The 12,701-nt window shown below is 53.2% G+C and carries 18 protein-coding genes; 7 read left to right on the top strand and 11 right to left on the bottom strand.

What is annotated here, in order from left to right; genetic code table 11:
* Positions 1–11: 11 nt before the first annotated feature.
* Entirely contained in the window at positions 12–476 is a 465-nt protein-coding gene (locus tag KNP02_RS04480) for a hypothetical protein (RefSeq protein WP_214710068.1), read from the bottom strand.
* Entirely contained in the window at positions 473–682 is a 210-nt protein-coding gene (locus tag KNP02_RS04475) for a helix-turn-helix transcriptional regulator (RefSeq protein WP_021066034.1), read from the bottom strand. The genes KNP02_RS04480 and KNP02_RS04475 overlap by 4 nt, the downstream gene beginning before the upstream one ends.
* Positions 683–801: 119 nt before the next feature.
* On the opposite strand from KNP02_RS04475, the gene KNP02_RS04470 reads away from it, so the two are divergent.
* The gene (locus KNP02_RS04470) at positions 802–1,734 is read left to right on the top strand and encodes a ring-cleaving dioxygenase (RefSeq protein WP_214710070.1); all 933 of its coding nucleotides are present in this window, start codon (positions 802–804) and stop codon (positions 1,732–1,734) included.
* Between the two features lie 29 nt (positions 1,735–1,763).
* Positions 1,764–2,261: a hypothetical protein gene (locus tag KNP02_RS04465; RefSeq protein ID WP_214710072.1), complete on the top strand. Its 498-nt coding sequence runs from the start codon at positions 1,764–1,766 to the stop codon at positions 2,259–2,261.
* A gap of 41 nt (positions 2,262–2,302) precedes the next feature.
* Here the strand turns inward: KNP02_RS04465 and KNP02_RS04460 are convergent, their stop codons facing one another.
* A complete protein-coding gene (locus KNP02_RS04460; protein WP_021066036.1) occupies positions 2,303–2,743 on the bottom strand; it encodes an RrF2 family transcriptional regulator in 441 nt (146 codons plus the stop codon).
* 190 nt (positions 2,744–2,933) lie between these two features.
* Here KNP02_RS04460 and KNP02_RS04455 point away from each other — a divergent pair, with 190 nt between their 5' ends.
* Positions 2,934–4,034: a globin domain-containing protein gene (locus tag KNP02_RS04455; RefSeq protein ID WP_214710074.1), complete on the top strand. Its 1,101-nt coding sequence runs from the start codon at positions 2,934–2,936 to the stop codon at positions 4,032–4,034.
* Positions 4,035–4,095: 61 nt separating this feature from the next.
* Here the strand turns inward: KNP02_RS04455 and KNP02_RS14975 are convergent, their stop codons facing one another.
* The 6 genes from KNP02_RS14975 to KNP02_RS04430 all read right to left on the bottom strand — a co-directional run bounded on the left by KNP02_RS14975 (position 4,096) and on the right by KNP02_RS04430 (position 7,568).
* Positions 4,096–4,227: a hypothetical protein gene (locus tag KNP02_RS14975; protein ID WP_256442100.1), complete on the bottom strand. Its 132-nt coding sequence runs from the start codon at positions 4,225–4,227 to the stop codon at positions 4,096–4,098.
* A 627-nt stretch (positions 4,228–4,854) separates the two neighbouring features.
* Positions 4,855–5,058, bottom strand: a complete 204-nt coding sequence (locus KNP02_RS04450) for a hypothetical protein (RefSeq protein ID WP_214751459.1) — start codon at positions 5,056–5,058, stop codon at positions 4,855–4,857.
* 59 nt (positions 5,059–5,117) lie between these two features.
* Positions 5,118–5,531: a DUF350 domain-containing protein gene (locus tag KNP02_RS04445; protein WP_021066039.1), complete on the bottom strand. Its 414-nt coding sequence runs from the start codon at positions 5,529–5,531 to the stop codon at positions 5,118–5,120.
* Positions 5,528–6,751 (bottom strand): glutathionylspermidine synthase family protein, encoded by a 1,224-nt coding sequence (locus KNP02_RS04440; protein ID WP_214708344.1) that lies wholly within the window; start codon positions 6,749–6,751, stop codon positions 5,528–5,530. Before KNP02_RS04440 ends, KNP02_RS04445 begins: the two co-directional genes overlap by 4 nt.
* Positions 6,748–7,113 carry a hypothetical protein gene (locus tag KNP02_RS04435; RefSeq protein ID WP_214708346.1) on the bottom strand — a complete coding sequence of 122 codons (366 nt, stop codon included), beginning with the start codon at positions 7,111–7,113 and terminating at the stop codon, positions 6,748–6,750. The genes KNP02_RS04440 and KNP02_RS04435 overlap by 4 nt, the downstream gene beginning before the upstream one ends.
* Positions 7,110–7,568, bottom strand: coding sequence for a hypothetical protein (locus KNP02_RS04430; RefSeq protein ID WP_214708348.1), 459 nt, complete (start codon positions 7,566–7,568; stop codon positions 7,110–7,112). Before KNP02_RS04430 ends, KNP02_RS04435 begins: the two co-directional genes overlap by 4 nt.
* A gap of 103 nt (positions 7,569–7,671) precedes the next feature.
* On the opposite strand from KNP02_RS04430, the gene KNP02_RS04425 reads away from it, so the two are divergent.
* From KNP02_RS04425 to KNP02_RS04410, 4 genes are all read left to right on the top strand, one after another.
* On the top strand, positions 7,672–8,703 hold the full coding sequence (locus tag KNP02_RS04425; RefSeq protein ID WP_214708350.1) for an ion channel: 1,032 nt from the start codon (positions 7,672–7,674) through the stop codon (positions 8,701–8,703).
* On the top strand, positions 8,703–9,830 hold the full coding sequence (locus KNP02_RS04420) for a YfbR-like 5'-deoxynucleotidase (protein WP_214708352.1): 1,128 nt from the start codon (positions 8,703–8,705) through the stop codon (positions 9,828–9,830). The genes KNP02_RS04425 and KNP02_RS04420 overlap by 1 nt, the downstream gene beginning before the upstream one ends.
* 114 nt (positions 9,831–9,944) lie before the next feature.
* Positions 9,945–10,277 (top strand): PadR family transcriptional regulator, encoded by a 333-nt coding sequence (locus KNP02_RS04415; RefSeq protein ID WP_214708354.1) that lies wholly within the window; start codon positions 9,945–9,947, stop codon positions 10,275–10,277.
* Positions 10,274–10,801 (top strand): DUF2812 domain-containing protein, encoded by a 528-nt coding sequence (locus tag KNP02_RS04410; protein ID WP_214708356.1) that lies wholly within the window; start codon positions 10,274–10,276, stop codon positions 10,799–10,801. Before KNP02_RS04415 ends, KNP02_RS04410 begins: the two co-directional genes overlap by 4 nt.
* A gap of 124 nt (positions 10,802–10,925) precedes the next feature.
* On the opposite strand, the gene KNP02_RS04405 is transcribed toward KNP02_RS04410, so the two are convergent.
* Both KNP02_RS04405 and lipA read right to left on the bottom strand, forming a co-directional pair.
* Positions 10,926–11,756, bottom strand: a complete 831-nt coding sequence (locus KNP02_RS04405; RefSeq protein WP_214708358.1) for a lipoate--protein ligase family protein — start codon at positions 11,754–11,756, stop codon at positions 10,926–10,928.
* A gap of 18 nt (positions 11,757–11,774) precedes the next feature.
* A complete protein-coding gene (gene lipA / locus KNP02_RS04400; protein ID WP_353047327.1) occupies positions 11,775–12,674 on the bottom strand; it encodes a lipoyl synthase in 900 nt (299 codons plus the stop codon).
* Positions 12,675–12,701: the final 27 nt, after the last annotated feature.

The raw sequence follows: 12,701 nt of genomic DNA, 5'->3' as shown, positions 1-12,701 counted from the left end.
ATGTGAATTCCTTAATGGGTATAGGCGCGGATCCAAGTCGTCATATAAACGAGTGTCGAGATGATCAGTGTCGAGGCGAGTGCGTAAATCGGATAAGCGGGGAACGCGTTCTCGAACAGCGGATAAAACATGAATGACGCCATGAGGAGCGGCACAGTAATCCCGAACGAGACGTAGGCGGCTTTCGTCGCTTTCGCCGTGATGATCTGCTCGCGTTCGTCGACTTCGCTAAATTCTGTCATCCGGACCGACCATTGGCCAAAGCTTAAGTTTTGGTTCGGGCGTGTCTTGAACGAATAGATTGTCCAAATGATAAAGAAGCCGACTAACAGCAAGAGCGGCAATAAGTTAAACTCAATTTCGAATCGGTCGGTCTCGATGACGGTCGACACGTCAGACAAGAACGAACTGAACAGAAATGCCATCAGGACGTACAAGATGATGCTGGAGATGGATTGGATGACGACGTGTTTCAATTTGTTTCCTCCTCGATTGTGAAAATAGATTCGACCGGTTCCTCGAACACGCGGGCGATTTGCATCGCCAGCAGAAGCGACGGCGTGTAGCTCCCTTTTTCGAGCGAGATGATCGTCTGTCTCGTCACACCGACTTTGGCTGCCAAGTCGCCTTGGGTCAATTGATGCCGGGCCCGCAACTCTTTGACGCGATTGATTAATGGCATGCCGCCACCTCATTTCTTGTTTCTATCTTCAGTGTAAAGTAAACTTTACTTAATGTAAAGCTAACTTTACTTATTTGTGGATGGTACAATATAATCAAAGTTGAAAGGGGAGAAGTCGGATGAAGGCGATTTTAGGACAACATCACGTATCGGCGATGACAGGGGACGCGTTGAAGAACTTGCGATTCTATACGGAGGTACTCGGGATGCGACTTGTCAAAAAGACGGTCAACCAAGACGATCCATCGATGTATCACTTGTTTTACGCAGATGAATCGGGGACACCGGGGACGGATTTGACGTTCTTCGAGCTGCCTTTTCTCGGGCAAACGTATAAAGGGTCGAGCAGCATCTCGCGGACAGCGCTTCGGGTGCCGGACGGGGCATTGTCGTACTGGCTTGAGCGATTTTTCGAATTCGGTGTACTCCATGATCCGGTCGAGGAAGTGCTCGGTCGTCCGACGCTTTACTTCGAGGACGAGGAGGGGCAACGGCTCTGTCTCGTCGAGGGCGGGTCAGGGACGCCGCGGAAAAACGGACCGGTGCCGGCAGACGTCGCCGTCTTCGGCCTCGGATTTAGCGAGTGGACGGTGCGGCGAATTGAGAAGACGGAGCGGGTACTAACGGACGTGCTTGGTTATCGGTTCACGTCCGAGTTCGAACGGAACGGTCAATCGGTTCGTGTGTTCGAGACGGGGGACGGGGGTGTGGCGACCGAGATTCATCTCGTCGACCGTCCAGATTTACCGTCGGAGCGTCCAGGACGAGGCAGTGTCCACCACATCGCGATCCGCGTCGAGGATGATTTGGAGATGGCGCGTTGGGTCGAGCGGCTCGATTCATTCGGCATCAGTCATTCGGGCCTGATCGACCGTTATTATTTCAAATCGATTTATTTCCGTGAGCCGAGCGGGATTTTAGTGGAACTCGCGACGGACGGGCCGGGCTTTGCGACCGATGAGCCGGTCGAGTCACTCGGGGAACGCTTGGCGCTGCCGCCGTTTCTCGAGCCGCGACGAGCTGAAATCGAGGCGAAGTTGAAACCGCTATAATTGGTTACACGGCTAACATAAGTGAGAGGATGAAACGATTGGACGAGCAGGAGGTCAATTTGGTCATTTCTAAACTATTAGGGGACATCATCGAGAAATATCCTCCGTATCAATGGGTCAAAACAGTAGAGTCGTTTCCACACCCCTACCAATTCAATAAAGTCAGCTATGACTATTCTGGGGGCGTTGAGCCGATGACGAAGGAAGTGTTTCAAACCATCGTAAAAAACCTTGGAGAAAAAGAATGGTACTCGTCTCCATTTGAGGAGTTGTTGCACAACATCCATATTAATCAATGGAAACCGACTTTCATCTCAAATTTCGGAAGGGATTGGATATCTTATCACGATTTGCTTCAAGACGCATATGATGACTGGAAGTATGGACACTTCGAGTTGTACGATGAGGACGGGAATGAACTTGATGAAAGCCTCGAGATTGATTTGAACAATTGTTTATATCATTTCCTGGAATATACTTCTCCTGAGTTATACGTGAAGAAAATTATGAAGCGTTGGTGGGGATGACATGCAAACATCATACCGACATACAAAACCCGACGGACTATTCAGTCCGTCGGGTTTTGTATGCCTAGCAACATGGCGAGTTCGTTCGTCCGGTTGGCGACGAGGTCGGCGATTGTGTAGCGGTCGAGCACGTGCAGGAAGGCGAGCATCGCCTCGTTCAACACGCTCCGCAAGTCGCATGCGGGCGCGATGACACATCGTCCTTCGCCGAAACATTCGACGAGCTCGAACGGTTCCATCGTCCGGACGACGTCGCCGACGTTGATGTCCTCCATCGGTCGGGCGAGCCGGAAGCCGCCGCCACGGCCGCGCACCGATTCGAGATAACCGTGCTTGCCGAGCTCATAGACGACTTTCATGACGTGGTTCTTTGAAATCTGATATTGATCCGCCACTTCTTGAATCGTCACGAGACGATGGGAGAACGTGGCGCTATACATGAGTGTTCGAAGTGCGTAATCGCACGTTTGCGTGAGCCGCATGATGTTTCACCTCTTCATCCGTTCATTGTACAAGACATCTGACGAAAGCGCGACGATGGAAGATGTGAAAAAAGCGTGGCGGATTCAAGGCGGAAATTTAAACTTGTGTCTAAATAAGTATTTAATATATTGCTTTTGAAGTGACTTACCTCACATAATGGACGTGTACTTTCAAAAAGGGGGAAACAATATGTTAGATCAACAAACGATGGATATCGTCAAAGCGACCGCACCGGTCCTGAAAGACCACGGTGTTGCCATCACGAGTCACTTCTATAAACGCATGTTCGAAAACAACCCAGAAGTCCGCCACTTCTTCAACCATACGAACCAAAAACGCGGTCGTCAGCCAGAGGCGCTCGCCAACGCTGTCTACGCGGCAGCCGTCCATATCGATCGTCTCGAAGCGATTCTTCCGGCCATCCAACCGGCGCTTCATAAACATAAGAGCTTGAACATCCGTCCGGAACATTATCCGATCGTCGGTGAGAACTTACTCGGCGCGATTCAAGACGTGCTCGGTGAAGCAGCCACGCCGGACATCATTGACGCGTGGGCGAAAGCATATGGTGTCATCGCCGACGTCTTCATCTCGCTCGAGAAACAGATGTATGCCGATGCGCCATGGATCGGTTTCAAACCGTTCACGGTCGCTGAAGTGATTGAAGACACGCCGGAAGTGAAACGATTCCGGATCAAAGCGAACGATGGCGTCGTCGGGAAGGCCATCCCAGGTCAATATATCTCGGTCCAAGCCCGTATCGCTGGGGAAGACATCTTGCACCATCGTCAATATAGCGTCGTCGAGACGACAGCAGACGGCTACTGGATCGCACCAAAAGCGGAAGGTCTCGTCTCAAACTGGCTCCATGAGCAGACGGTCGGTACGGAGATTCCAGTGAGTGCCCCAGCTGGCGAATTCGTGCTCGAAGCATCGGATCGTCCGCTCACACTCATCGCTGGCGGCATCGGTATCACACCGCTCTTCAACATGGCGAAAACGGCACTCGACCAAGGCCGTTCGGTCACGTTATTGCATGCGGTCCGTAGCACAAACCTCCGTCCGCTCGGTGAAGAGCTCGACGAACTCGTGAACGCTGGTGTCCAGCTCATCACGCACGTCGATGACGTATCAGGCTGCATGAGTGCAAAACAACTCGAAGCACTCGATGTCGACGGACACGACGTCTACACGTGTGGCCCGACCGCGATGATGGAGACGGTCGTTCAAACGATTCCACAAGCCCGTTACGAGTTCTTCGGTCCATCGGCCGTACTCGCCAAAGCATAAGAAAAGACGACTGCGAAAACAGTCGTCTTATCACCGCAGACCGGTTATCGGTTTGCGGTTTTTATAGTTGCTCAGCGTGGATCACGTTTTTGTCGCGGTCGAGCGTTTCGATTGTCCAGTCGCCAAGTAGCGTCTTCTCTAGAGTAATCAAGTAAGTCCTGATATATCCTTCGTCTCGAGGATTGTTGACCATGTAGGTTTTACTCCAATCGGAATTCTGTAACCGCAAGTACACGACGTCTTCGGGTTGATTGTTCAACCGAACCCCAAGGTATTCGTCTGTTCCATTGCCAAGATGAGCCCAGTCGAATGGTGTTTCTTCAATTGTGTCACGGGTCGAGCTACTAAACTCACCGTTCGTTTTCATGATGCCTAGACCGAGAATCGTGTCGTCTGCGTTCGTGAATAGCGTGACGGTCGATCCTTCTAATTTATGGTATTCTTGACACTCCCACGATTGAAACCGTGGGATTCTGAAGTGCTTGTGCGAGCGCAGTCCATTTCTGTTTTGCTCAAGCCTTCAGACGAGGGTATGCCATCACCCCTCCTGAGACAGACCCTATAGGTTCTCAGGCTGATGGACTGTTACCATCCATCACAGGTCGTTGCAGGTGTGCCCACCTGATGTTTTAGCGTCTTTTACGTGACGACAGGCATCGTTTTACCGGTCACATGGTTTCGTGACCGAACCGGATACGATTCTCAAGGAGCGATGGACACGGGCGTTTTAGAGACTTGTACTTGTCTATGGGATATATATACCCGAATGTCGGATGTTTTTCACATCCGAACTCACGTTCATCCCATGCCTAAAGGCGGGCTATGCCCGGTATGGGCTTTCCCGCTCATATAATCTGTAAGCAGACCACCCTTGGGCAGTCATCTGGTCGTTCAATTCTTGTTGTACCTGTTCGGATGCTTGCTTTTCTTGTACATCGTTATACGATTGGATTCCGGCGGTAACGGAAATGGTGATGACGGTGAGCATTCCCAGTAGCAAGATTAAAAATCCACGTGCAGACATTTCGTCCCTCCTTTATAGCAACAGCCCATGCCTCAATCCTGAGCGCATGGGCTGTTTGATTAGTACGTCAAGCTCGCGGCGACGATGATGCCGACGACGAGTGAGGCGGAGAAAAGGCTAATCCCGATGGCGAGGTTGCCGTTCTCGACTTCTTTCTCTAAGTTCACGCCTGGCGTCAGGACGTATTCAAACGTCCAGAAGGCGAGCACTTGAGCGAGAATCCCGACGAGTCCCCAGATGAAGGCATCGAGCAAGTTAACGCTGTTCGCCCACACCGTGTAGATGACGATGGCGAGTCCGATCGCTTTCCCCCAAAGTTTAAGTGCGACGGCGACGTTACCTTCTTTAATCAATTTACGTTCCGAATACTTCGTCGTAAGGGCGAAGACGACAAGTCCGGCTAAAATCAGGCCAAACCCTGTGCCGAGGTGAGCGAGGAAGCTCAAGATGGAATCGAGCGTGATGAACGTCATAAGTTATTCTCCTTTGTTGTGCCGATGGCTAAGTAGTAAGACTGGTTGTTCGTAATCATGCTGCCGGCGCGGACGCCGAGAGCGGACGGATGGCCGTTCAAGCAAAAACAGCCGACCATGTAGTGCGTCTCGAGCGGACCGTTGACCGTGTTCGTCAGACGGGTCGGTAGCTCGATGAACTGTTGATACACCGCCGTCTCGTTCGCGTACGTCTGGAGTGTCTCTTTATGGAACGGGACACCGGCTTGGTCGTAGAGGATGACGGAGTCGCCTTCCCGGCCGAAAGCGGGCTTTTGCACGTACGCGCTCTGGCCGATAAACGGATCAGGCTCGAGATACGTCGGTAAAAAATAAGTTTCGATGACGGAACGTTCCGCTTCGTCGAAATATGTATCAGCCTCATACAGTTCCCAAATGAGCGCTTGGACGCCTTTAGACTGCATGAGAAACGCCGAGAGCGGATTGAGGAGCGAGACGTGTTTGGCCGCGTTCAGTTCGAGCAGGCGGATGCCGATTAAATCGCCATCGGGTGCCCGGTCGTTGATCAGATGTTCAATCGGGTACGTCTGACGATACAAGACGTCAATCCGCTCCCCGGACGGTGTGAACACGCCGTCCGTATCGACGAGCAAACGGTCGAGCGGGACGAACTCCGACGGCAAGTCGAGCGTCTCTTGGAGGAAACGCGTCGTCCATTTGTCCTCGATGTTGTCATCGTGGGCCGTGAAGACGATTTTCGGTGTCCCGTCCCGGCCGAGTCGCTGCCACGCCGCGATGACGGCTTTTCGAAGTTCAGTCTTGAGCTCGTCGGTCGACGTCGCGTTCGGGTCATCGAGTCCGAATTCTGTCGTCACATAGCCGTTCACGTCGAACAGTTCCTTGATGAACGTCGGTGTGTCGGCATTGAACTCCATCAATTTGATGGTGCCGTCTTTGACAATCCAGTCATAGCGGCCAATCACCGTCTCTTGCGGCAGCGCCTTGTCCCGAAGGAACGGCAAGCTCGCCTCGGGATAACCGAGCAAGCGGAGCGTATCGTCCGGGAGCGTTCGCAACAGCCGGTTCGTCTTGCGGAAAATCGTATCGACGTCACGCGTCGCCGCCCGAATCTGCCTCACCGCGTCCGTGGACATGGTGAGACAGTCGTAAAGGGCGTATTCCTCGTCGTTCAAGTCAGGCCAAAAGAAAGGGATTTGGCCGAATAATGCGTCCCGTTTCATCCCCCGAAGCCGCCTCGTGAGCCGCTCCCGAGTCCCGATTTGGAACTTGAGTTTGATTTGTTCGGGGTGATGCTGCTGGCGCCGCCATTCGAACGGTAATTCTTATAAGACGAGGAGTTCTTCAATGCACTCTTTGAATTGAACAAGCTACCGAGTAAGAAGAAGCTCCCGAAGTGAGGGGAGCGCTCGTCGTCACAGTAATATGACTCCGTCTCATCATCCCAGTCCCAATCGTCGCACTCATAGCCCGTCGGTTCTTCCGGTAACGTTGCTTGTTCGGTTTCGTCGGTGCCACACGCCGCGAGTGAAGCGGTTAATACCGCGGCTGACAGACCGCTCAAGATTTTTTTGCTTGTCTTCATGTTGATTCCTCCAATGTATAACCTGTAGGGGTGACGTAAATGACATAGACGCCACGATCTTCGTCCGCCTCGGCCGAGTCACGTTCATATTCTTTGCCGGCGACGTACAAGTACTGGCTGCCGAGCATGGCGAGCGCGTCGAGATGGCGGTCGACGTAATACGCCTCGAGCATCGGATTGTCGAAGCGGTCGTCGAGCGTGCGAATCTCAACTTTGATGTCGCTCGTCTCGTGTTTGTCGACGGGGCCTTCCGTGTAGCGGTCGACGTAAATCAAGAAGTATTGCTCGCCTTCGAGCGCCGAGGAGCGCTGTTTGTAGGTCATGCCGTCCTTGACGAAAAATTCGCATTCGCGGCGGGCGAGTACTTCATCGAGGCCGAGCGATGTATAATGGTAGAGTGGCTCGAAGGAAAGCTCATTTTTATAAAGTCGATATTCTAAAACGATTGAGTTCATGACGTCGTCCTTTCTTTTTTCTTTCTATACGGAACCGAACGTAACGTGGTTTCGTAAATCAAGTAAGTTGTCTCTAGTATATAGGAAAAGGAGGGAATTTTCTGTGCATATCTTTTTTCGTGTCTGGCGCGGATTATCGAAATTATCGTTTTTGAACGTCGTCTTGGCATCGCTAGGCATCATCTTGACCGGTACCGTCCTCGGGTTTGTGCTCGAGCCCGAGACGTTCCCGTCGATGTTCGACTCGTTTTGGTGGACGATGACGACGCTCACGACCGTCGGATACGGTGACTTTTTTCCGACATCGGTCGCGGGACGCTGGCTCGGGATATTCTTGTTCCTGTTCGGGATTGGGATTATCGGGGCGTTGATTGGAAAACTCGTTGAAGTCGGTGCGACGTTTCAACGGTTAAAACAGGAGGGGAAGTTAGTGTATCGAGGAGAAGGACATTACGTCTATATCGGCTGGTCGCCGAAGACGAAAAAAGCGATTGATGAAGTGCTCGTCTATGAGCCAAAGGCTGAGATCGTCTTGATTGATCAGTTGAAGGAAGAACCGTACGACCATGATCACGTCCACTTCGTCCACGGGGATGCGTCGGACGAGGCGGTACTCTTGCAGGCCAATATTTTAAAGGCGCGCCGCATCGCCATCTTCGCGGATGCCCGCATCACGGAGACACTTCTCGCTGACGGAAAATCATTGCTCATCGCGTCAGCGGTCGAAGCGCTATCGTCTGAACGTGGCGTCGATTTGCATACGGTCGTCGAGGTGTGCGAGGAACGGAACATCTCGAAATTCAAACACGTCCGAATCGACGACTTTATTCTTGCGAACGACTCGGTGTCACTCCTCATGGCGAAAGCGACGCTGCAGCCGGGGACGACATCGATTTTCCGTCAGTTGCTCAGCAAACAGTCGGGCGGCAATATCCAAGCGCTCGCGCCGAAACCGGAATGGACGACGGTCCGGACCGCTACCGAAGAACTGTTACGCCAAGGCGTCACATTAATCGCTGTCAACGACCGTCTCGATTACGCGACGGTGCTCGATACACCGCTTCAGGCGAACGACATGCTCTATATCGTCTGTCATGACGACTCGTGGGAACGACTGAACCAAGGAGGAATTTGATGCATAACGGAACGTTTATCCGCAAGATGACACGCATGCAAAACGTACAACGCTGGGACGAATATGCGCCGCATTATCATGACAACGCGGCAAGCCACAGTTTCCGCGTCGCCGTCTTCAGCTTGATCGCGGCGTACTATGAAGAAAACAGGGGACATGACGTCAACCTGCTCGACGTGCTTGGTAAGGCACTATTTCATGATATGAACGAAGTGCAGACCGGCCCGATTATGCACCGGACGAAAAAAGAGCCGACGCTCAAAGAACATATCGAACGGATGGAGCGGACGGCGAGTCTCGGCCTCGTCGAGTTGCTGTCGCAGTCGCTCCGGCCACATTTTTATCGTTTCCTCGTCGAGGCGGAGGACGACTCATTCGAGGGACGGCTCGTCGATGGGATCGACTCGTTCGATGCGATGCTATTCGTCCGTCGGGAAGTCGGACACGGCTCGCCCCATTTCGTCGCGAAATTGGAAGAGATGAAAGCGGCATTGCGCGAACATCCGCTCGAATCGGTCCGTTGGCTCTATGAACAAGTCGAGGCGGAGACCGACGTGGCGGCGTTCATTGAGAACGTCATGCGGATGGACAGCGTCCGGCGTTGGAAAGGCCGCTTCAATACAATTGACGACAATGATGCCATCCACGGCTTCAGGGCTGCCGCGCTCGGCATGTTTAGTGGGTTGTTGGAGCGCGAGAAATATGACATCGACGTCGATGTCGTCGAACTGACGGCCCGTCTTCTCTGCCACGACCTCGTCGAAGGGGTGACCGGGGACGTGCTCGGCCCGGTGAAACATTCGACCGCTGAGACCGGGGCTGCGTTCGAGGCGTATGAGCGGGCCGAGAGCGAAGCGCTATTATCGCTCCTTCCGGACTATATGCAGCCCGCGTTCCGCCGCTATATGGCCGATTCAAAAGATGATACGTATGAGGGCATGCTCGTCGATATGATGGACAAGCTCGACGCGCTCATCAAGATGAACATGGAGCGGAAGATGAACGGGGCTGAGTACGAGGTCACATATCGGGAGCAGCTTCGTAAAGTGCAGATGCGCTACGAGAACCCGAGCATGTTGTTCTTCTTGGCGTATATTTTGCACGATTTAGATTACGTCACTAGTTAACGAGGTCGCAGACGAACTGTCTGCGGCTTTTTTTGTATCATTCATTGACATATATCATCAAACGATATATATTTAGAGTAAGATATATCAATGAATGATATAGGAGGTGGCGAGATGCCACGTAATGACACGATTGAGCTCGGGGAATTGACTGACAGCATGTTCTACATTCTCCTCGCCTTGACCGAGGCGCGTCACGGCTACTTGATTATGCAGTTCGTCGAGGAGTTGACGAACGGGCGAATCAAGATTGGCCCGGCGTCGATGTATACGATTATCAAAAAGCTTGTGAACGCACAACTCATCGAACCGATTGACGGGGACGGCAAGCAGAAACGCTATGTGATCACGACCCAAGGCCGTGCACTCGTGATCGAGGATTTGAAACGCCGGCAAGCAATCGTTGATGATGCACGCTTCATTTTAGAAGAGGAGGGACACCGATGAAACGGAAATATATGTCGAGTTGGGGACTGGCGTTCGCCGAAGAACGGGAAATGAAGAAGCTAGGGGAGATGGCAGCTCGTGGCTGGCATTTAGAGAAGTTCGCTCCACTCGGCTATACGCTCGTCGAAGGGGAGCCGATGGACGTGCGCTACAGTCTCGATTACCGCCAACGGCCGGACGAGGATTACTTCGAACTGTTCGCCGCGAGCGGATGGGAACATGTCACGTCGTCCGGCGATGAGATTCATGTGTTCAAAGGCAGTCCGGACGCGACGCCGCTTTATACGGATCGTCAGACGACCCAAGAGAAATATGGGCAAATCGAACGGGCGATGGGGCGGGGTGCGCTCATCTGCTTGGTCATTTCAATTGGGCTGATGCTGTTACTTCAACTAAATTGGTCGGGTACAGCCGAGGCGATCATCTGGATTGTCCAAACACTGGTGGTGATTGGACTCGTCTTCACCGGTCTCCCATATCTCGGTTTTCTCGTGAAGCGAAAACAATTGGAACGGAATGATTGACTAGGCGGATGGCACAAGCCATCCGTTTTTGTTTTGGTTGACTGAACGATTCAAAAGATTAAGTAGAAGATGACCATCTCTTTTCGAAACCTTTATATCAAAAAACGAGTCTCGCGACTCGTTTTTAGCGTTTCCAGACCCACTCATCACTCTCATACTTGGCGACGAGCTCCTGAATCTCTTGTTGTTGCGCCTCGGTGAACGTCAGCGGTTCGAACGTCAAATCGAACGCGTCGCGGAATCCGTCAGTGAACGCCGCGGCGACCTCATTGAAGGAGACCGGTCGGCCGAGCGTCTTGTTCAAGGAGACGGCCTTGTCACCAAAGCGGGCTTTCGCTTCCGCCTTCGCATCGGCCTCGAGATTGAAGCAGTCGAACAGGACGTCATCGTCAATCGACAATGGAATCGACCCATGTTGCAAAACGGCGCCTTGATGGCGTACTTGGGCGCTCCCGGCGATTTTTTTCCCGTCGACGGCGAGCTCATAGTACGAGGCGGCGTCGAAGCAGACGGCCGACTTCGGCTTTCGGAGTGCCTCGCGGTCGGCCTCGGTCAATGGTACCGAGAATTCGGCCGGGACGCCGAGCGCGTGATAGCCGCGACGTATCCCTTCGGTCAAGAGGCGATAGCTCTCGATGACGTTCGTCGGCAAAGACGGCATCGTCTCAGGGAGAATGACGCTATACGTCAGCTCGTCCGCGTGTAGGACGGCCCGTCCCCCGGTCAAACGGCGGACGACCGGGATGCCATTTAAAGCGAGCGCGTCCCGGTCGAGGTCGCGCGTCGCTCGTTGGAAGCGCCCGACACTGATGGCGTGCGGGGCCCAGGCGTAAAAGCGAAGTGTCGGTTTTACGTCACCGCGCGCGACCCAGCCGGCGATGGCCTCATCGATGGCCATATTCTCGGCCGGGGACAGCGGGTCAGTGTGAAGCAAATGCCATGTCGTTCCAGTCATATCGGTCTCTTCTTTCTCTTAGTCGATTGGCAGCATCGTATGACGACGCGCCTTGTGGACTTGTTCGTCCGCGTGATACGAGGAACGAACGAGCGGTCCGGCCTCACAATGGGAGAAGCCTTTCGCCAATGCGAGCTCTTTTAACTCGGCGAACTCATCTGGATGGTAGTAGCGCTCGACGTCAAGATGCTTCTTCGTCGGCTGCAAGTATTGGCCGAGCGTCAAGATATCGACGTGATGGGCCCGCAGGTCGTCCATCGCCTCAATCAACTCTTCGCGCGTCTCGCCGAGTCCGACCATGATCGACGACTTCGTCGGGATGTCCGAGTTCAGTTCTTTCGACCGCTTTAAAAATTCAAGCGTCCGGTCGTACGTTGCTTTGGCGCGGACTCTCGGCGTCAAGCGGCGGACCGTCTCCAAGTTGTGGTTCATGATGTCTGGACCGGCGTCGATGAGCGTCTGGAGCGCCGAGAAGTCACCCATCATATCGGACGGGAGCACCTCGATCGATGTCTCCGTGTTCATGCTACGGACAGTTCGGACCGTCTCGGCAAATACCGTCGCCCCGTAATCGTTCAAGTCGTCGCGGGCGACGGCCGTGATGACGACGTGCTTCAAATTCATGAGACGTACCGATTCGGCGACGCGTTTCGGCTCTTCCCAGTCGAGCTCGTTCGGTTTGCCTGTCGTGACGGCGCAGAAGCGGCAGGCGCGGGTGCAGATGCTCCCAAGAATCATGAACGTCGCCGTGCGGCGGACAGCCCAACATTCGTGGATGTTCGGACATTTCGCTTCTTCACAGACCGTATGCAAATTTTTCTCACGCATCATCTTTTTGAGACCGGTATACGTCTCGTTCGTGTTCAGTTTAATTTTTAGCCATTCTGGCTTTCGTTGCAGTTCCCCTCGTGCCAAGATGATTTCCCCCTTTTTGAAAGTTAACCC

It is taken from the genome of Exiguobacterium sp. s40 (genome assembly GCF_018617905.1).
In the GTDB taxonomy this organism is placed as follows: domain Bacteria; phylum Bacillota; class Bacilli; order Exiguobacteriales; family Exiguobacteriaceae; genus Exiguobacterium; species Exiguobacterium mexicanum_A.
The sequence above is the reverse complement of the archived record's forward strand: the minus strand, read 5'-3'. Positions and strand labels throughout refer to the sequence as shown.